Annotated in this window: 18 protein-coding genes; 11 read left to right on the top strand and 7 right to left on the bottom strand. The window is 67.5% G+C overall.

The window, feature by feature from the left end; genetic code table 11:
* Positions 1–27: 27 nt before the first annotated feature.
* Positions 28–1,197 (bottom strand): acyl-CoA dehydrogenase family protein, encoded by a 1,170-nt coding sequence (locus SGRAN_RS15100; RefSeq protein WP_067185001.1) that lies wholly within the window; start codon positions 1,195–1,197, stop codon positions 28–30.
* Between the two features lie 210 nt (positions 1,198–1,407).
* Between SGRAN_RS15100 and SGRAN_RS15095 the strand changes: the two genes are divergently transcribed.
* Positions 1,408–2,145, top strand: coding sequence for a helix-turn-helix domain-containing protein (locus SGRAN_RS15095; RefSeq protein WP_210434151.1), 738 nt, complete (start codon positions 1,408–1,410; stop codon positions 2,143–2,145).
* Here SGRAN_RS15095 and SGRAN_RS15090 read toward each other — a convergent pair.
* From SGRAN_RS15090 to SGRAN_RS15080, 3 genes are read right to left on the bottom strand one after another with little or no spacing between them, the layout of a single operon-like run.
* A complete protein-coding gene (locus SGRAN_RS15090; protein WP_067184996.1) occupies positions 2,139–3,332 on the bottom strand; it encodes an acyl-CoA dehydrogenase family protein in 1,194 nt (397 codons plus the stop codon). The genes SGRAN_RS15095 and SGRAN_RS15090 overlap by 7 nt on opposite strands.
* A 19-nt stretch (positions 3,333–3,351) precedes the next feature.
* Positions 3,352–4,203, bottom strand: a complete 852-nt coding sequence (locus SGRAN_RS15085; RefSeq protein ID WP_067184992.1) for an FAS1-like dehydratase domain-containing protein — start codon at positions 4,201–4,203, stop codon at positions 3,352–3,354.
* 12 nt (positions 4,204–4,215) lie between these two features.
* The gene (locus SGRAN_RS15080) at positions 4,216–5,133 is read right to left on the bottom strand and encodes an SDR family NAD(P)-dependent oxidoreductase (protein WP_067184989.1); all 918 of its coding nucleotides are present in this window, start codon (positions 5,131–5,133) and stop codon (positions 4,216–4,218) included.
* 264 nt (positions 5,134–5,397) lie between these two features.
* Between SGRAN_RS15080 and SGRAN_RS15075 the strand changes: the two genes are divergently transcribed.
* Positions 5,398–6,549, top strand: a complete 1,152-nt coding sequence (locus SGRAN_RS15075; protein ID WP_172709661.1) for a glycosyltransferase family 87 protein — start codon at positions 5,398–5,400, stop codon at positions 6,547–6,549.
* A gap of 12 nt (positions 6,550–6,561) precedes the next feature.
* On the opposite strand, the gene SGRAN_RS15070 is transcribed toward SGRAN_RS15075, so the two are convergent.
* Together SGRAN_RS15070 and SGRAN_RS15065 are read right to left on the bottom strand one after the other, a co-directional pair.
* Entirely contained in the window at positions 6,562–6,861 is a 300-nt protein-coding gene (locus tag SGRAN_RS15070; RefSeq protein ID WP_067184983.1) for a hypothetical protein, read from the bottom strand.
* A complete protein-coding gene (locus SGRAN_RS15065; protein WP_067184981.1) occupies positions 6,862–7,917 on the bottom strand; it encodes a Leu/Phe/Val dehydrogenase in 1,056 nt (351 codons plus the stop codon).
* A gap of 125 nt (positions 7,918–8,042) precedes the next feature.
* On the opposite strand from SGRAN_RS15065, the gene SGRAN_RS15060 reads away from it, so the two are divergent.
* Positions 8,043–8,507: an Lrp/AsnC family transcriptional regulator gene (locus tag SGRAN_RS15060; RefSeq protein WP_067107621.1), complete on the top strand. Its 465-nt coding sequence runs from the start codon at positions 8,043–8,045 to the stop codon at positions 8,505–8,507.
* 12 nt (positions 8,508–8,519) lie between these two features.
* Here SGRAN_RS15060 and SGRAN_RS15055 read toward each other — a convergent pair whose 3' ends face one another.
* Positions 8,520–9,848 carry an MFS transporter gene (locus tag SGRAN_RS15055; protein WP_067184978.1) on the bottom strand — a complete coding sequence of 443 codons (1,329 nt, stop codon included), beginning with the start codon at positions 9,846–9,848 and terminating at the stop codon, positions 8,520–8,522.
* 157 nt (positions 9,849–10,005) lie between these two features.
* On the opposite strand from SGRAN_RS15055, the gene cyoA reads away from it, so the two are divergent.
* From cyoA to SGRAN_RS15015, 8 genes are all read left to right on the top strand, one after another.
* Positions 10,006–11,184, top strand: coding sequence for a ubiquinol oxidase subunit II (gene cyoA, locus SGRAN_RS15050; RefSeq protein WP_067184974.1), 1,179 nt, complete (start codon positions 10,006–10,008; stop codon positions 11,182–11,184).
* 11 nt (positions 11,185–11,195) lie between these two features.
* The gene (cyoB, locus tag SGRAN_RS15045; protein ID WP_067184971.1) at positions 11,196–13,205 is read left to right on the top strand and encodes a cytochrome o ubiquinol oxidase subunit I; all 2,010 of its coding nucleotides are present in this window, start codon (positions 11,196–11,198) and stop codon (positions 13,203–13,205) included.
* A gap of 4 nt (positions 13,206–13,209) precedes the next feature.
* Positions 13,210–13,839, top strand: a complete 630-nt coding sequence (gene cyoC, locus SGRAN_RS15040) for a cytochrome o ubiquinol oxidase subunit III (protein ID WP_067184969.1) — start codon at positions 13,210–13,212, stop codon at positions 13,837–13,839.
* Entirely contained in the window at positions 13,836–14,216 is a 381-nt protein-coding gene (cyoD, locus tag SGRAN_RS15035) for a cytochrome o ubiquinol oxidase subunit IV (protein WP_067184966.1), read from the top strand. The genes cyoC and cyoD overlap by 4 nt, the downstream gene beginning before the upstream one ends.
* Entirely contained in the window at positions 14,213–14,920 is a 708-nt protein-coding gene (locus SGRAN_RS15030; RefSeq protein WP_067184963.1) for an SURF1 family protein, read from the top strand. Before cyoD ends, SGRAN_RS15030 begins: the two co-directional genes overlap by 4 nt.
* The gene (locus SGRAN_RS15025) at positions 14,920–16,224 is read left to right on the top strand and encodes an ATP-binding protein (protein ID WP_067184961.1); all 1,305 of its coding nucleotides are present in this window, start codon (positions 14,920–14,922) and stop codon (positions 16,222–16,224) included. The genes SGRAN_RS15030 and SGRAN_RS15025 overlap by 1 nt, the downstream gene beginning before the upstream one ends.
* Entirely contained in the window at positions 16,224–16,757 is a 534-nt protein-coding gene (locus tag SGRAN_RS15020) for a response regulator transcription factor (RefSeq protein WP_082737293.1), read from the top strand. The genes SGRAN_RS15025 and SGRAN_RS15020 overlap by 1 nt, the downstream gene beginning before the upstream one ends.
* A gap of 118 nt (positions 16,758–16,875) precedes the next feature.
* The gene (locus SGRAN_RS15015) at positions 16,876–18,060 is read left to right on the top strand and encodes an acyl-CoA dehydrogenase family protein (RefSeq protein WP_067184958.1); all 1,185 of its coding nucleotides are present in this window, start codon (positions 16,876–16,878) and stop codon (positions 18,058–18,060) included.
* Positions 18,061–18,096 lie beyond the last annotated feature (36 nt).

The raw sequence follows: 18,096 nt of genomic DNA, 5'->3' as shown, positions 1-18,096 counted from the left end.
CCCTCTGGGGCCTCGATCGTGGCGGCCTTATCCATTCGCATGGAACTCGCGCAGCATATGCTTGGCGATCTGAAGCTGAAGGATCTGCGTCGTTCCTTCGTAGATGCGATAGATGCGCGCGTCGCGGAAGAAGCGCTCGGCGTCATATTCGGCCAGATAGCCCGCCCCGCCATAGACCTGCACGCAGGCATCGACGACACGGCCGCACATCTCGCTGGCGAAGACCTTGAACGCCGCGGCCTTGCGCAGGACATTCTCGCCCGCGTCGGCGCGGCGGGTGACATCCTCCATCATGCATTCGGCGGCATAGATGTCGATTTCGCTCTGCGCGAGCATCTGCTGGATGAGCTGGAAGTTCGCGATCGGCTCGCCGAACGCCTTGCGCTCGGTCGCATAGCGCACCGCGCTGTCGAGCGCGCGGCGGGCATAGGCGGTGGCGGCGGCGCCGACCGACATGCGGCCGTTGTCGAGGCTCATCATCGCATAGGCGAAGCCCTTGCCGAGTTCGCCGCCGAGCAGTGCCTCGCCGCCGACACGAACGTCGTCCATCACGATGTCGGCGATATGGCTGCCCGCCTGGCCCATCTTCTTGTCCGACTTGCCGATCGATACGCCCGGCGCGTCCATCGGCACGATGAAGGCGGAGACATGAGCGTTCTTGGGCAGATTCTCCTTGCTCGTCCGCGCCATGATCAGCCCGACCTTCGCAAAGGGCGAATTGGTGATGTACCGCTTGGTGCCGTTCAGCACCCAGCCGTTGTCGGTCTGCGCCGCGCTGGTCTGGAGCCCCGCCGAGTCCGATCCCGATCCCGGCTCGGTCAGGCCGAAGCAGGCGATCTCGCCCGATGCGACGCGCGGCAGCCATTCGGCCTTCTGCGCGTCGGTCCCGCCATTCTTGAGCGCCGAGGTGAACATGCCGATGTTGATCGAGATGATCGACCGGAACGCCGGCATCGCATAGGACAGCGTGTGGATGGTGCGGATATACTGGCTGACGTTCATTCCCGCGCCGCCGAACTCCTCGGGGATGGTCAGGCCGAACAACCCCATGTCGCGCATTTCGGACAGGATGTCGTCGGGGATGCGGTCGGTCTCGATGATCTCCCTCTCGGCGGGGAGAAGGCGCTCGCGGACGTAGCGGTCGAGCTGTTCGATGAACTGTTCGAAGACGTCGGCGTCCATTCCGGGGTTCTGCATCCCTTCGGTCCCTTCTTGTCGCCCGCGTTTGCGGAAAAGGCCTGATCGCTGTTTCGATCCTTGTCCGCCCACCGCGCGATGGCAATGATTTTCGCGCCTCGGCGCCGCGCGCTGCCGGCCGAATCGCTTCGGGCGTGGGCTAGGATGTTCCTCGGCATTTTTCAATAAATGGAATTTGATTTTCATCATCAGGAAAAATATGAAGGATGGATGAGCCAGCCGGTCCGGTCCGTCGCGCAAGCTTTTGCCATCCTGCGGCTGCTCGCCGATGGCGATGGCCTGACGCTGTCGGAGATCGGGCGCGCGCTCGACCTCAGCCCGTCGAGCTGTTTCAACCTGCTGAACACGCTGGTGGCCGAAGGGGCCATCGTGCGCGGCGCCGGTGGCAAGCGCTATCGGCTGGCGGGGCCATGGGACGGTTTCGAGGGATTGCGCGACCGGGCGGGGCGCTCGTTGATCGATCGCGCGCGGCCGTTGATGGCAAGATTGGCGCAGCAGGGCGACGCCGCGGTGGGCCTATGGAAAATGGCGTCGCGCGATCGGCTGCAACTCGTCGCGCACGCCGAAAGCGACGCCGTCATGCGGCTGCGGTTCGCCGATGCGCAGCGCCAGCCGCTCGGCGGCGGCGCGGCGGGCCGGGCGCTGGCGGCCGCGCAGCGCGTCGACGATGCCGAACTGGCGCGCCGCTATGCGCCCGTGCGCTGGCAGGCCGATCTGCCGTTCGACGTCTATGCCGCGCAGGTGCGCGAGGCGGCGGCGCGGGGCTATGCGATCGACCGCGGTTTCGCGCATCGCGGGATATGGACGGTCGCGGTCGGCATCGCCGACGTGGCGCCCGGCTTCTGCCTGTCGGCCTCGATCGTCGCGGGGTCGCGGGGGGAGGCGGAGGTCGCGCAGCTCGCCGCCGCGCTTGGGCAGCTTCGCGCGCGGCTCGTCGCCGATCAATAGCTCCGCGGCAGGCCGAGAACATGCTCGGCGAGGAAGGAGAGGATCAGGTTGGTCGAGATCGGCGCGACCTGATAGAGGCGCGTCTCGCGGAACTTGCGCTCGACGTCATATTCCTCGGCGAAACCGAAGCCGCCGTGCGTCTGGATGCAGACATTGCCCGCCTCGCTCGACGCATCGGCGGCGAGCATCTTCGCCATGTTCGCCTCGGCGCCGTTCGGCTGCCCGGCTTCGTAGAGCCGGGCCGCTTCGTGCACCATCAGTTCGGCCGCGCGCATGTTGGCATAGGCACGCGCGATCGGGAAGGCGATGCCCTGATTCTGGCCGATGGCGCGGCCGAAGACGTGGCGTTCGTTCGCATAATCGGCCGATTTCTTCGTGAACCATTTGGCGTCGCCGACGCATTCGGCGGCGATCAGCACGCGTTCGGCATTCATGCCCGACAGGATGTAGCGAAAGCCTTTCCCTTCTTCTCCCAGCAGGTTGGCCGCCGGGATGCGCATGTTGTCGAAGAAAATCTCGGTCGTCGCATGGTTCATCATCGTGCGGATCGGCCGGATCGTCAGCGAACCGTCGGCGAGCGCCGCCTTCATGTCGACGATGAAGGTCGAAAGGCCGTCGGTTTTCTTCGCGGCCCGGTCGCGGGGCGTGGTGCGCGCGAGCAGCAGCATCAGGTCGCTGTGCTCGGCGCGGCTGGTCCAGATCTTCTGGCCGTTGACGACATAATCGTCGCCCCCATCCTTCGACAGGGCAGGCTCACGGACCGCCACGGTGCGCAGGGCGGTGGTGTCGGTGCCGCTCGTCGGCTCGGTGACGCCGAAGGCCTGCAGGCGCAGTTCGCCGGTCGCGATCTTCGGCAGATAGGCGCGCTTCTGCTCTTCGGAGCCGTGGCGCAGGATCGTCCCCATCGTATACATCTGCGCGTGGCAGGCGCCGCCGTTGCAGCCTTCGGCCTGAATCGTCTCGAGGATCGCGACCGCCGCCGACAGGCCCAGCCCCGATCCGCCATATTCCTCCGGGATCAGCACCGACAGGTATCCCGCTTCGGTCAGCGCCTTGACGAACGCCGTCGGATATTCGCGCTTCGCATCGAGTTCGCGCCAATATTCGCCCGGAAACTCGGCGCACAGGCGGCGCACGCCCTCGCGGATTTCGGGAAAATGCTCGGCATCATAGGGGCTGAGGTGCATGGTCGGTCCTATCGCTGGGTCAGGTCGCGGCGGTGCCGCTCATGATCTGTCGCCCGTCGCCGGCAAAGGCGGCCAGTTCGATCGCGTCGCCGCCGCCACGCAGCACGAGGTGCAGCGGCTCGCCGCAGATCGCCGGCGACAGGCCGCGAAAGGCGAAGCGGGTCAGGGCATTGTCGCCGAACTGGCGCTGCGCGAGGTCGAGGAGCAAAGTCGCGGTGAGCGGGCCGTGGACGACCAGCCCGCGATAACGCTCCGCATCGCGCGCATAGGGCAGATCGTAATGGATGCGGTGGCTGTTGAAGGTCAGCGCAGAATAGCGGAAAAGCAGCGGCTCGTTCGGGGTCATCGGGCGATGGGCGTCCCATGCCGCCGCGTCGAAGCCTGCTGCGCCGGGCGCGGGCGGGGAGAGCGGCGCATCGGGGGGCGCCGCTTCGCGAAACACGATCGATTGCGTCTCGCGCAGCGCGAGCGCATCGTCGGCGTGCGTCCGATGTTCGATCGTGACGAACAGCAGCTTGCCCGATCCGCCCTGCTTTTCGGCGATCGCGGCGATGCGCGAGCGGCGCGCAATCGTCTCTCCGACGCGCAGCGGGCGCAGGAATTCGACCTCGCTCGACGCCCACATGCGGCGCGGCAGCGGCGCGGGCGGCATGAAGCTGTCTTCGCTCTCGTCGCGTCGCGGATGGCCGTCATTGCCGAGCTGCGCGGTCGGCGCATCGGGCAGGCCGAGGCACCAGTGGAACCCCTGCGGCACCGCGCCGTCGGACGTCGGCCCGCGGTCGAGTGTCGCGAGCCACCGCGCCAGCGCCGACGCGTCGACCCGGTCGCGCCGTTCCTCCTCGCGCCCGATCCAGCCCTGCCATTCGCTCATGCGGCGCCTCCGTCAGACGGGGTCATAGGGAAAGACATGCGCCGACACCTCGTCGGCGCGCGCGAAGGCGGGACGAAAGGCGGGGATCAGTTCGTCGGCGATCGTTTCCGCCGTCCAGCCATCGAGCCTCACCATCGATCGCACCGGGCGCGGCTTCGAGAACAGGAGGATCTCGTTCTTGCGCACGCTGAAGATCTGGTTGGTGACATCGCGCGACAGGTCGGAGGCGAGGTAGGCGACGAGCGGGGCGATCTTGTCCGCCGACATTTCCTGCATCCGCCGGACGCGCTCCTGCTGCTCGGGGGTTTCGGCAGGGATCGACGAGGTCATGCGGCTCCACGCGAAGGGCGCGATGCAGTTCGACCGCACCCCGACGCGCGCCATGTCGAGCGCGATCGACTGCGACAGCGCCACGACGCCCAGCTTCGCCGCCGAATAATTGGCCTGGCCGATGTTGCCGATCAGGCCGCTGGTCGAGGTGAAATGGATGAAGCTGCCCGACTGCTGCTCGCGAAAATGGGGCGTCGCGGCCTTCGAGACGTTGAAGACGCCGGTCAGGTTGACGTCGATGACGCTTTTCCAGTCCTCATAGCTCATCTTGTGCCAGATGGTGTCGCGCAGGATGCCGGCATTGTTCACGACCGCGTCGATGCGGCCGAAGCGCGCGACGGCATCCTCGACGATGCCCGCGGCCTCCTTCGGATCGGCGACGTTGCCGAAATTGGCGACCGCCTTGCCGCCCGCGGCGATGATGGCGTTGGCGGTGGCTTCGGCGGGAGCGGTGTCGCCGCCATCGCCCGCCTGCGCGACGCCGGGGTCGTTGACGACGACGGCCGCGCCCTGCGCCGCGCAGTGCAGCGCCAGCTCATGGCCAATCCCGCGCCCCGCGCCGGTGATCGCGACGACTTTCCCTTCGAGGCATCCGCTCACTTCGTCTCTCCCCGTGAATCCGCGTTGCGCCGCTTGATAGCGATTTTCGGCGCCGGGGCCAGAGCGCGTGATCGCGCCGCGCGCGAAGGGCGATCAAGGATATCGCAAGACTTGTCGCCTAGGGACTGGCGCCAATCGGTTACGGGAATGCAGCCCAGGAGCGTCAGGACCATGGTTTCCAGCGATTCCCGTTCTTCGCTTCGGATGCGATGGGCGCTCGCCGCGCTTCTGCCGCTTCTGCTACTGCTTCACGGCGTCGAAGCCATGAGCCTGCACGGGCATGTCGGCAGCGATTACCGGATTTTCTACGACAGCGTGCGGCGGCTGCTCGCCGATCCCGCGACCCTGTATGCGCCCGACGCGCGGGAGAGCCTGCAGGGCTATCTGTACCCGCCGCCCGCCGCCCTGCTGTTCCTGCCGCTGCTCCTCGGGTCGGTCGAACAGGGTTTTGCGATTGCCAGCGCCGTGATCGTCGGATGCGGCGTGCTGTCCTGCCTGATGTGGCTGAGCCTGACGCGCGAGGCGCTGGGCCTGCGGCGCGATTGGCTCGCGGCGCTTGTGATCGTGGCGCTGGCCACCTCGACCGGCGCGATGCTCGCCGTCCGGCAGGGACAGGTCGGCACGATCATCCTGTTCCTGTGCGTCGCGGCGGTCTGGCTCGACAGCCGCGGCTGGCCGAAGCTGGCCGGCGCGCTGATCGCCGCCGGCTGCTGGATCAAGATCTATCCGGTGCTGATGCTGTTCTGGCTTTTCTGCCGGCCGCAGTGGCGCCCGATGCTGACCGGGTTCGTCATCGCTGCCGTCGGCATTCCGCTCGTGGCGCTCGTCAAGGTGCCGCCCGCCCTCTATCTGGACTATTTCCAGACCCAGCTTCCCGCCATGTCGGGCCGCGCGATCGTCCATATCGACAACCAGTCGGTCGCCGCCATCGTCAAACGGCTCGATCTTCCGCTCGAGGTTTATTCCCTGTCCTACCAGACCGCGCCGCTGCCGGGCTGGCTGCGCGGCGGTGTCGTCCTGGCGATGCTGGGGGCGATGGCGGCGATCGTGCTGCGGGTGCGGAGGACCGGCGCGCCGGCCCTGACCGTCGCGAGCTGGGCGACCGCTATCGCCTGCCTTGTCGCTCCGCTGGGGTGGGGGCACACCTATGTCCTGCTGTTTCCGCTGTTCGTCCAGCTCTGCCGCGTGTCGCTCGCGCGCATCGAGACGGGCGAGGGCTGGGGCGAAGCCGTCGCCATCGGGCTCTGCTATCTGGCGCTGCTCCCGCCGGGCTATCACCGGCTGGCGATCGCGGAGATGCTGCCCGGCTGGGCGGCGCAGCTCTTCTACGCCCGCTATGCGGTCGCCGCGCTCGTGCTGCTGGCGATAAGCTGGCGCCAGCTGGGCCGGGAGGGCAAGGCCGTGCGTCCGGCCTGACGCGCCCGGCCGTCAGGGCGAAACGGGGGCCGGGGAGCGGGCCGACGCCGGCGCACCGACCGGAATCGCCGGCATCGCGCCGCCCGAATCCTCCAGTTCCACCGCCGCGATGGCCACCGTCTCGCCCAGCTTGGCGGCGAGGATCGCCGCCTGCTGCGCGGCAAGGTTCGCCACCGCGACCTCGATCCGCATCCAGCCGCGATCGAGCGAGGCCGACAGGCTGGTCGGCACGATCGCGCGCTGCGCGAAGAAACCGGCGACGCGCGGCAGCGACTGCGGGTCGGCGAGCGCCTCGATCCGAAAGCGGTGCATTCAGGCCGCCGCCCGGCGCTGCGCGTCGGCGATCGCCTCTTCGGCCATTTCGTCGGCGACGAGCGCGGGCGAACGCGCCTCGCGCGCCGCGCGTTCGAGCAGCGCCGCGACCCGCGGGGCGATGGCGGCGACGCGTTCGGCGACCTCGGTAGGGCCTTCGCCCAGATATTCGGCCGACACGCTGATGATCCCGCCCGCATTGGCGACATAGTCGGGAACATAGGCGACGCCGCGTTCGTGCAGCAGGTCCGCGACATCGGGCGTCGCCAGCTGATTGTTCGCGGCACCGCACACCAGCCGCGCCTTGAGCGCCGCGACCGTGTCGCGGGTCAGCGCGCCGCCGAGCGCGCAGGGCGCGAAGATGTCGGCCTCGACCGTCGCGATCTCGTCGACCCCGACCACCCGCGCATCGAGGATCGCGCGCAGCCGGTCGCGCCGCACCGGGTCGGGATCGGCGATGACCAGCTTCGCGCCCGCATCGGCCAGGTGGCGGCAGAGTTCGGCGCCGACATGGCCGGTGCCCTGCACCGCGACGGTCAGCCCGGCCACGTCGCGGCCCAGCGCGAAGCCCGCCGCCGCCTGCATCGATTCGAACACGCCGCGCGCGGTCCATGGCGACGGATCGCCACCGGCGCGTCCCTTCGCGGGCGGCAGCCCCGCGACATGGTGCGTCACGCCCGCGATCTCCTGCATGTCGGCGACCGTGGTCCCGACATCCTCGGCGGTGACATAGAGCCCGCCCAGTCCCTCGACCACGCGGCCGAAGGCGCGGAACAGCGCCGCGCGGTCGTAATCGCCCGCGGGTTTCCGCAGCACTGCCTTGGCGCCGCCGAAGGGCAGGTCGGCGAGCGCATTCTTGTAGCTCATCCCCTCGGCGAGGCGCAGCGCGTCGGCGAGCGCGCTGTCGGCGTCGGGATAGCTCCAGAAGCGGCAGCCCCCGGCACCCGGCCCGAGCGCGGTCGAATGGATGGCGATCACGCCGTCGAGTTGCGCTTCGGCATCGTACAGGCGAACGCATTCGACCGGGGGCGTCAGGCGGGCAGGGCGGGCAACCATCATCTTGCTCCTCGAAATGATGCCCGATCATCGCATCCGCGAGGCGAACAATCTTGCTCGCTTTTCAAGGGTGCGGGCACGATTATAGGATATTATTGCCGGATAAATCGGTATATAAGGAATAAATGACCGACCTTGACCCGTTCGAGATAAAAATCCTCCGCGAATTGCAGCGCGATGCCAACCAGACGACGGCTGAGATCGCCGAGCGCGTCGGGCTGTCGGTGTCGCCCTGCTGGCGCCGCATCGACCGGCTCGAACGCGACGGCTTCATCCGCAAGCGCGTTGCGATCGTCGACCGGCGCCGGGTCGGGCTCAACGCACATGTCTTCGCGCAGGTGAAGCTCAACGCGCACGGCCGCGCCAACCTCGACGAATTCAGCGCGGCGATCCGGTCCTTTCCGGAAGTGCTCGACGCCTATGTGCTGATGGGGTCGATGGATTTCATGCTGCGCGTCGTGGCAAAGGACATCGACGCCTATGAGCGCTTCTTCTTCGACCAGCTCAGCAAGCTGCCGGGGGTGCAGGAAATCAACTCGACCGTCGCGCTATCGGAAATCAAGTCGACGACCGAATTGCCGCTCGGCTGACCCGGCCGCGATTCAGCCGATGGTCTGCGCCAGTTCGCGGTTCAGCCACAGCGCGACGAGCGTGCCGATCGCGCCCGACAGCAGGTAGGCGCCCGCCGCGATCAGGCCGAATGCGCTCGACAGCCACAGCGCGACCAGCGGCGCGAAGCCGGCGCCGAACAGCCAGGCGAGGTCGGAGGTGAAAGCCGATCCGGTATAGCGGTGGCGCTGGTCGAAGTTCGACGACAGCGCCCCCGACGACTGGCCGAAAGCCAGCCCGAGGAGCAGGAAGCCGAGGATCATGAACACCGCCTCGCCCATCTCGCCGGCGCCGAGCAGTTGCGGCGCGAAGCCACTGAACGCCGCGATCGCGGCGGCGGTGACGCCCAGCACGGTGCGCCGCCCGACCCGGTCGGCGAGATAGCCCGAGGCGATGATCGCGAACACGCCGACCACCGCCGCGATCGCCTCGATCGCCAGGAAGCGCGCGGGCGTTTCCTCGGTGAACAGGAACACCCACGACAGCGGAAACACCGTCACCATGTGAAAGAGCGCAAAGCTGCACAGCGGCGCGAAAGCGCCCACCGCGATCACCCTCCATTCGGACCGCAGCGTCTCGGTCAGCGGCGCGGGTTCGAGTTCCTTGTCCTCGAACAGCGCGGCATATTCGGGGGTGACGACGATGCGCAGCCGCGCGAACAGCGCCACGACGTTGATCGCGAAGGCGACGAAGAAGGGGTAGCGCCAGCCCCAGTCGAGGAAATCCTGCGCGGGCAGCGCCGCGATCAGGAACATGAACAGCAGGCTGGCGACGATCAGGCCGAGCGGCGCGCCGAGTTGCGGGATCATCGCGTACCAGCCGCGCTTGCCCTCCGGCGCGTTGATCGCGAGCAGCGAGGCGAGCCCGTCCCACGACCCGCCCAGCGCGACGCCCTGACCCATGCGAAACAGCGCGAGCAGCAGCGCCGACCCGATGCCGATCGTCGCATGGCCGGGCAGGAAGGCGATTGCCGCGGTCGATCCGCCGAGCAGGAACAGCGCGTTGGTCAGCTTGGCGCCGCGGCCATAGGTGCGGTCGATCCAGGTGAAGAGGACGGTCCCGACCGGCCGCGCGAAAAAGGCGAGCGAGAAGATCGCGAACGACCACAGCGTGCCGTCGACCGGGTCGAGATGCGGAAAGACCAGCTTCGGGAACACCAGCACCGACGCGATCGCATAGACGAAAAAGTCGAAAAACTCCGACGTCCGGCCTATGATGACTCCGATGGCTATTTCGCCGGGAGAGATGCGATGGCCAACATCGTAGAGCGCGCGCGCATCGCGTTCGGCCTGGGTGGTGGAAGGCGCGTTTTCGGCAGACATGGCAGACGTCCTGCTTCTGGGCGTCGCTGGCGCGGCGCGAGTCGATCATAGGGCAAAAGCGCCCGTTATGAAATCGCCCCTGCGCGATCGTCGCCGCTCGCGGGATTGGACAAAATGTCCTATGGGCTGTGCAACAAAGGAGGCCTAGGCGCGCGTCATGCCCAGTCATCTCCCCCGTTCGGCCGCGTGGAAGCGGTTGCTGCCGCTCGCCGCGCTGCCCCTGCTCGCCGGATGCGGCCTGGTCGTGCTCGATCCGGCCGGCGACGTCGCGAAACAGCAGGGCGACCTGATCCTGATCTCGACCGGGCTAATGCTGCTGATCATCGTTCCGGTGATGCTGCTGACCATCTTCTTCGCGTGGCGCTATCGCGCGGGCAACAAGGACGCGACCTACAAGCCCGACTGGGACCATTCGACCCAGCTCGAACTGGTGATCTGGTCGGCGCCGCTGCTGATCATCATCTGCCTCGGCGCGATCACCTGGGTCGCGACGCACCTGCTCGATCCCTATCGCCCGCTCGCGCGCACCGGGCCGGGACAGGCGGTCGCGGCAGAGGTGCAGCCGCTCGACGTGGAGGTCGTCGCGCTCGACTGGAAATGGCTGTTCATCTATCCCGAACAGGGCGTCGCGACGGTCAACGAACTCGCGGTGCCCGCGCATCGCCCGCTGCGTTTCCGCATCTCGGCTTCTTCGGTGATGAACAGCTTCTATGTCCCGGCGCTCGCGGGGCAGATCTATGCGATGCCGGGAATGGAGACCAGGCTGCACGGCGTCTTCAACGAAACCGGCAATTTCACGGGTTTTTCGGCCAATTATTCAGGCGCCGGATTTTCCAACATGCGCTTCGCGGTGAAGAGCCTGCCGCCCGCGGCCTTCGACCGGTGGGTGGCGCAGGCCAAGGCTTCGGAGGGCGGGACGCTCGACCGGCTGACCTATCTGCGGCTCGAACGGCCGAGCGAGAAGGAGCCGGTTCGCCGGTTCGCCGCTGTCGAGCCGCAGCTTTTCGACGCGGTGGTCAACATGTGCGTCGAACCCGGCAAGATGTGCATGCACGACATGATGTCGATCGACGCGAAGGGCGGGGCGGGGATCGCGGGCATCCACAACGTCCGCGACATCGCCTATGACAAGTTCGCCGCGCGCGGCAGCACCGACATCGCGCGCTGGAGCCTGCGCTATGTCGCGGCGCTGTGCAGTTCGCCGCTGATGCGCGGCGAGCGGCCCGATGCCACGCCGGTGAATCCCGAACGGCTGAAGGGCGAGGGGCTGCCCGTTCCCGGCGCCGGTCCGGGGCGCACCGCGCTCAATGCTCCCGCCACCCGCCCGATGTCCTGACCGAGATCGCCATGACCCCCTCTTCCCCTCCCGCCACCGATCCGATCTTCGGCCGCCTGTCGCTCGACGCGATTCCGCTGCACGAACCGATCCTGATCTTCACCTTCCTCGGCGTCGCCGTCGGCGGCCTCGTGCTGCTCGGGCTGATCACCCGCTATCGCCTCTGGGGCTATCTGTGGACCGAGTGGTTCACGACCGTCGATCACAAGCGGATCGGGATCATGTACATGATCCTGGGCCTGATCATGTTCCTGCGCGGCTTCGCCGACGCGGTGATGATGCGGCTTCAGCAGGCAATGGCCTTCGGCGGGTCGGAGGGCTATCTGCCCGCGCACCATTACGACCAGATCTTCACCGCGCACGGCGTGATCATGATCTTCTTCGTGGCGATGCCCTTCATCACCGGGCTGATGAACTACATCGTCCCGCTCCAGATCGGCGCGCGCGACGTCTCCTTTCCCTTCCTCAACAATTTCAGCTTCTGGATGACGACCGCGGGCGCGGTATTGTGCATGGTCTCGCTGTTCATCGGCGAGTTCGCGCAGACCGGCTGGCTCGCCTATCCGCCGCTATCGGGGCTGGCCTACAGTCCCAACGTCGGGGTCGATTACTATATCTGGTCGCTCCAGATCGCCGGGGTCGGGACGACCCTGTCGGGGATCAACCTGATCGTCACCATCCTGAAGCTGCGCGCGCCGGGGATGCGGATGATGAAGATGCCCGTCTTCACCTGGACCAGCCTGTGCGCGAACATCCTGATCGTCGCGACCTTCCCGGTGCTGACCGCGACGCTCGCGCTGCTCAGCCTCGACCGCTACGTCGGCACCAATTTCTTCACCAACGATTTCGGCGGCTCGCCGATGATGTACGTGAACCTGATCTGGATATGGGGCCACCCGGAGGTCTATATCCTGATCCTGCCGCTGTTCGGCGTCTATTCCGAAGTCACCGCGACCTTCTCCGGCAAGAAGCTCTTCGGCTATACCTCGATGGTCTATGCGACGGTGTGCATCACCATCCTGTCGTATCTCGTCTGGCTGCACCATTTCTTCACCATGGGATCGGGCGCCAGCGTCAACAGCTTCTTCGGCATCACGACGATGGTGATCTCGATCCCGACGGGGGCGAAGCTGTTCAACTGGCTGTTCACCATGTATCGCGGCCGCATCCGCTTCGAACTGCCGATGATGTGGACGGTCGCCTTCATGCTGACCTTCGTGATCGGCGGCATGACCGGGGTGCTGCTCGCGGTGCCGCCCGCCGACTTCGTGCTGCACAACTCGCTGTTCCTGATCGCGCATTTCCATAACGTCATCATCGGCGGCGTCGTGTTCGGCGTGTTCGCGGCGATCAACTACTGGTGGCCCAAGGCGCTCGGCTTCAAGCTCGACGTGTTCTGGGGCAAGGTCAGCTTCTGGTGCTGGGTCGTCGGTTTCTGGGTCGCCTTCATGCCGCTCTATATCCTCGGCCTGATGGGGGTGACGCGGCGGATGCGCGTGTTCGACGACCCGAGCCTGCAGATCTGGTTCGTCGTCGCCGGGGTGGGCGCCGCGCTGATCGCGATGGGGATCGTCGCGATGCTGATCCAGTTCGGGGTCAGCATCTGGCGGCGCCACGATCTACGCGACGAAAGCGGCGACCCATGGGACGGCCGCACCCTCGAATGGGCGACGAGCTCGCCGCCGCCCGACTATAATTTCGCCTTCACGCCGCTGATCCACGACCTCGATGCGTGGCACGACATGAAGCGGCGCGGACACCAGCGGCCGGTCGCGGGCTTCCGGGCGATCCACATGCCGGGCAACACCGGCGCCGGGATCATCCTGGCGGGGATCAGCCTGGTGATGGGCTTCGCGCTCGTCTGGCACATCTGGTGGCTTGTGGGGCTGAGCTTCGCCGCGCTGATCGGCGGTGCGATCGCCCATACGTTCAACTACAAGCGCGACTTCGACATCCCGGCGGCGACCGTGGCCGAGGTGGAAGAGGCGCGCACCCGCCAGCTCGCGGCGGCCGGAGCCTGATCGCATGAGCCATCCCACGCCGTCCGCCGCCGCCGAGCCGGTGTCCTTCTATCAGCTCGAGGAGCATGCGCATCCCGAGGGGCACAGCACGATGCTGGGCTTCTGGATCTACCTGATGAGCGACTGCCTCATCTTCTCGATCCTCTTCGCCTGCTATGCGGTGCTCGGCGGCAGCTATGCCGCGGGGCCGGCGCCGAAGGATCTGTTCGACCTGCCGCTCGTCGCGCTCAACACCGCGATGCTGCTCTTCTCGTCGATCACCTACGGTTTTGCCGTGCTCCAGATGCAGCAGGGGCGCGTCCGGGGGACGCAGCTCTGGCTGGCGGTGACCGCGCTGTTCGGCGCCGCCTTCCTGGGGATCGAGCTGTACGAGTTCCATCACCTGATCGAGATCGGCGCGACGCCGCAGCGCAGCGCTTTCCTGTCGAGCTTCTTCACGCTGGTCGGCACGCACGGTCTGCACGTCACCTTCGGCATCGTCTGGCTGGTCACGCTGATGGTCCAGCTCGGCCGCCATGGGCTGATCGCCGCCAACCGCCGCCGCGTCATGTGCCTGTCGATGTTCTGGCATTTCCTCGACGTCATCTGGATCGGCGTCTTCACGATCGTCTACCTGCTGGGAGTGCTGCGATGACCCCCGACCCCCATGGCGAGCAAGCCGCCGGCGGGCACGCCGAGATCGAGATGCCGCACGCGTCGATGCGCGACTATGCGATCGGCTTCCTGCTGTCGGTGGTGCTCACCGCCATCCCCTTCTGGCTGGTGATGACGCGGCCGCTGGAGGCCGGCGCGACCGCGGCGATCATCATGGTCTTCGCGGTCGCGCAGATCATCGTCCACATGGTCTATTTCCTGCACATGACGCCGAAGGCGGAGGGCGGCTGGTCGCTGACCTCGCTCGTGTTCACGATCATCATCCTCGCCATCGCGCTGGCGGGGTCGCTGTGGGTGATGCATCACCTCAACACCAACATGATGCCGATGCCGCACGACATCAGCCAGCTTCCGTGACGGCGACCCGCCGCGCGGTCCTCGCCGCGGCGGCGCTGCTCGTGACCGCCTGCCTGCTCGCGCTCGGCGTGTGGCAGCTCGAACGGCGCGTCTGGAAGCATGCGCTAATCGCCGCGGTCGAGACGCGCCTCCAGACCGATCCCGTCGCCGCGCCCGGGCCGGCGGCGTGGCCCGCGATCCGCGCCGACACCGACGCCTATCGCCGCATCCGCGCCCGCGGCACCTTTCGCCACGACCGCGAGACGCTGGTGCAGGCGGTGACGGCGCGCGGCGGCGGCTATTGGGTGCTGACTCCGCTCGAGACGCCGGGCTTCACCCTGCTCGTCAACCGCGGCTTCGTGCCGCCGGGCAAGCGCGATCCGCGGGCGCGCGCCGCGGGGAATCCCGCCGGCCCCGTCACCGTGACCGGCCTGCTGCGCGTCACCGAGCCGGGCGGTGCTTTCCTGCGATCGAACGATCCCGCCGCGAACCGCTGGTATTCGCGCGATGTCGCCGCGATCGCGCAGGCGCGGGGGCTGGGGCGCGTCGCGCCCTATTTCCTCGACGCCGACGCGGCGCCCAATGCCGGCGGCTATCCGGTCGGCGGGCTGACGGTGGTGAAATTCGCCGACAGCCATCTGGTCTATGCACTGACCTGGTTCGGCCTCGCGTTCATCAGCCTCTATTTTGCGTGGCGGTTGTGGCGTCCCTATAAAGAGGCCTGATGACCGCCATTCCCGATCCATCGCTGGCGCTGCCCGAGGCCGACGCCGGGCGCCGCAACCTGACGCTGCTGATCCAGCTCCGCTGGCTCGCGGTCGGGGGACAGCTCGCGACGATCGGCATCGCGACCGGCCTGATGGGCATCACCCTGCCACTCGTCCCGCTGCTCGCCACCATCCTGCTGCTCGCCTCGATCAACGTGGCGAGCCGCGTGCGGCTGCATCGCGGCGGCGCCGTGACCAATGGCGAGCTGACCGCCGCGCTGCTGTTCGACGTCGCGGCGCTGGCGTGGCAGCTTCATCACAGCGGCGGCCTCGCGAACCCCTTCGCCTCGCTGTTCCTGCTCCAGGTCGTGATCGGCGCCATCCTGCTCACGCCGCGCTCGTCGTGGGCGATCGTCGCCGCGACGCTCGCCGCGCTCGCGGCGCTGCGCATCGGGCCGACGCCGCTGGTGCTGCCGCCGCGCTATGCCGGCGATCCGCTCGGCCTCTATCTCAAGGGCAGCTTCGTCTGCTTCGTGCTGATCGCGGTACTGCTCGTCGCCTTCGTCACGCGGATCAGCCGCAACCTGCGCGACCGCGACGCGGCGCTCGCCGCCGCGCGCCAGCGGGCGGCCGAAGAGGATCATATCGTCCGCATGGGACTGCTCGCCTCGGGCGCCGCGCACGAACTGGGGACGCCGCTGTCGACGCTGTCGGTGCTGATCGGCGACTGGAAAGGGGCGCCGCGCTTCGCGGCCGATGCCGAATTGCAGGAGGATCTCGCCGACATGGATGCGGCGGTCCAGCGCTGCAAGACGATCGTCGGCGGCATATTGATGTCGGCTGGCGAGGCGCGCGGCGAGGCGCCGCAGCTCACGACGATGCGCCGCTTCCTGACCGAGATCGTCGAGGATTCGCGTGCCGCGCGCATGCCGGGGACGGTCGCGTTCAACGACCTGTTCGGCGCCGACGTCGCGATCGTGTCCGACCCGGCCTTGCGCCAGGTCATCGGCAATGTCGTCGACAACGCCGCGGAGGTGTCGCCCGACTGGATCGGCATCACCGCGTCGCGCGACGGCGACATGGCGGTGATCGAGATCGTCGACCGCGGCCCCGGCTTCAGCGACGAGATGCTCGAACATTTCGGACAGCCCTATCGGTCGACCAAGGGCAGGCCGGGCGGCGGGCTCGGGCTGTTCCTGCTCGTCAATGTCGTGCGCAAGCTGGGCGGCGGTGCCAGCGTGACGAACCGCGCGGCGGGCGGCGCGCGGGTGCGCATCTTCCTGCCGCTGTCCGCGCTCGCGCCGCCCGAAGGAGAGCCATGATGGCCGATCAGAGAATGCTGGTGATCGTCGAGGACGACGAGGCCTTTGCGCGCACGCTCCGGCGCTCGTTCGAACGGCGCGATTACCGGGTCGAGGTCGCGCACGATCCGGAGGAACTCGCCGATCTGCTCGGACGCTTTCGCCCGGGCTATGCCGTCGTCGACCTCAAGCTCGGCAACGCGTCCGGCCTCGCCTGCGTGCAGACGCTGCGCGCGTCGGATGCGGCGATGCGGATCGTCGTGCTAACCGGCTTCGCGAGCATCGCCACCGCGGTCGAGGCGATCAAGCTCGGCGCCTCCTACTATCTTGCCAAGCCATCGAACACCGATGACATCGAGGCGGCATTCGACCGTGCGGAGGGTAATGTCGATGCGCCGCTCGACGCGCGTCCGTCGTCGATCAAGACCGTCGAGTGGGAGCATATCCACCAGACGCTCGTCGAGACCGGCTTCAACATCTCCGAAACCGCGCGGCGGCTCGGCATGCACCGCCGCACGCTCGCCCGGAAGCTGGAGAAGCGGCAGATACGATAGGCGCGGTCGGTGTTGGGCGGTAAAAGTTAGCATTCTAACCATATGGGCCCCGCGACCGATTGCCATGCCGGGTCCGATCGCGCATGGGCATGGCAGGATTCGATCAGGAGAGCAGGTGATGGGCGTATCGGAACGGGCGCGGGAGATCGGCGAGCGGGTGGAGGCGTTCGTTCGCGACGTCGTCGCCCCCTATGAAAGCGACGCGCGGCGCGATCATCACGGCGCGCCGACCGACGAACTGGTCGCGGAACTCAAGGAAAAGGCGCGCGCCGCGGACGTGCTCACGCCGCATATCCTGGCCGACGGCGACCATCTGACGCAGGTCGAGACGGCGTGGGTGCTGCAAAAGACCGGCCTGTCGCCGCTCGGCCCGCTGGCGTGCAACACCGGCGCGCCCGACGAAGGCAACATGTATCTGCTCGGCAAGGTCGGCAGTCCCGACCTCAAGGAACGCTTCCTGAAACCGCTGGTCGAAGGCCGCGCGCGCTCGGCCTTCTTCATGACCGAACCGGCCGACGAGGGCGGCGCGGGGTCCGATCCCTCGATGATGAAGACGAGCTGCCGGATGGACGGCAATCATTGGGTCATCAACGGCCGCAAGGCGTTCATCACCGGCGCCGACGGCGCGAAGGTCGGCATCGTGATGGCAAAGGCGGAGGATGTCGCGCAGGGCGGCGGCGCGTGCATGTTCCTCGTCGATCTGCCCGACCCGGCGATCCGCATCGACCATGTGCCGAACACGATCGACAGCTCGATGCCCGGCGGCCACGCGACGGTGACGATCGACAATCTGCGCGTTCCCGCCGACCAGATGCTGGGCGAGGCGGGCGAGGGGTTCAAATATGCGCAGGTTCGCCTGTCGCCGGCGCGCCTGTCGCACTGCATGCGCTGGCACGGCGCCTGCCAGCGCGCGCACGAGATCGCGAGCGACTATGCCAACCGCCGCATGGCCTTCGGCAAGCCGCTGATCGAGCATGAGGGGGTCGGCTTCATGCTCGCCGAGAATCTGATCGACCTCAAGCAGGCCGAACTGATGATCCGCTGGTGCGCCGAGGTGCTCGACACCGGCTCGCTCGGCACGACCGAAAGCTCGATGGCGAAGGTCGCGGTGTCGGAGGCGCTGATGCGCATCGCCGACCGCTGCGTCCAGGTGATGGGCGGCACCGGCGTCACCGACAAGACGATCGTCGAGCAGGTGTTCCGCGAGGTCCGCGCCTTCCGCATCTACGACGGCCCGACCGAGGTCCACAAATGGAGCCTCGCCAAGAAGATCAAGCGCGACTGGAAAGCCGCGCAGGGGTAGGGAGGCGCCGCTGCGGCGGTTTGCGTTACGGTTTGT

This window comes from Sphingopyxis granuli (assembly GCF_001559015.1).
GTDB lineage: Bacteria > Pseudomonadota > Alphaproteobacteria > Sphingomonadales > Sphingomonadaceae > Sphingopyxis > Sphingopyxis granuli.
The sequence above is the reverse complement of the archived record's forward strand: the minus strand, read 5'-3'. Positions and strand labels throughout refer to the sequence as shown.

Bases quoted from the DNA above. Each gene is read 5' to 3' on its own strand.
- SGRAN_RS15100 (WP_067185001.1), bottom strand. From the start codon at position 1,197: ATGCAGAACCCCGGAATGGACGCCGACGTCTTCGAACAGTTCATCGAA.
- SGRAN_RS15095 (WP_210434151.1), top strand. From the start codon at position 1,408: ATGAGCCAGCCGGTCCGGTCCGTCGCGCAAGCTTTTGCCATCCTGCGG.
- SGRAN_RS15090 (WP_067184996.1), bottom strand. From the start codon at position 3,332: ATGCACCTCAGCCCCTATGATGCCGAGCATTTTCCCGAAATCCGCGAG.
- SGRAN_RS15085 (WP_067184992.1), bottom strand. From the start codon at position 4,203: ATGAGCGAATGGCAGGGCTGGATCGGGCGCGAGGAGGAACGGCGCGAC.
- SGRAN_RS15075 (WP_172709661.1), top strand. From the start codon at position 5,398: ATGAGCCTGCACGGGCATGTCGGCAGCGATTACCGGATTTTCTACGAC.
- SGRAN_RS15070 (WP_067184983.1), bottom strand. From the start codon at position 6,861: ATGCACCGCTTTCGGATCGAGGCGCTCGCCGACCCGCAGTCGCTGCCG.
- SGRAN_RS15065 (WP_067184981.1), bottom strand. From the start codon at position 7,917: ATGGTTGCCCGCCCTGCCCGCCTGACGCCCCCGGTCGAATGCGTTCGC.
- SGRAN_RS15060 (WP_067107621.1), top strand. From the start codon at position 8,043: ATGACCGACCTTGACCCGTTCGAGATAAAAATCCTCCGCGAATTGCAG.
- SGRAN_RS15055 (WP_067184978.1), bottom strand. From the start codon at position 9,848: ATGTCTGCCGAAAACGCGCCTTCCACCACCCAGGCCGAACGCGATGCG.
- cyoA (WP_067184974.1), top strand. From the start codon at position 10,006: ATGCCCAGTCATCTCCCCCGTTCGGCCGCGTGGAAGCGGTTGCTGCCG.
- cyoB (WP_067184971.1), top strand. From the start codon at position 11,196: ATGACCCCCTCTTCCCCTCCCGCCACCGATCCGATCTTCGGCCGCCTG.
- cyoC (WP_067184969.1), top strand. From the start codon at position 13,210: ATGAGCCATCCCACGCCGTCCGCCGCCGCCGAGCCGGTGTCCTTCTAT.
- cyoD (WP_067184966.1), top strand. From the start codon at position 13,836: ATGACCCCCGACCCCCATGGCGAGCAAGCCGCCGGCGGGCACGCCGAG.
- SGRAN_RS15025 (WP_067184961.1), top strand. From the start codon at position 14,920: ATGACCGCCATTCCCGATCCATCGCTGGCGCTGCCCGAGGCCGACGCC.
- SGRAN_RS15020 (WP_082737293.1), top strand. From the start codon at position 16,224: ATGGCCGATCAGAGAATGCTGGTGATCGTCGAGGACGACGAGGCCTTT.
- SGRAN_RS15015 (WP_067184958.1), top strand. From the start codon at position 16,876: ATGGGCGTATCGGAACGGGCGCGGGAGATCGGCGAGCGGGTGGAGGCG.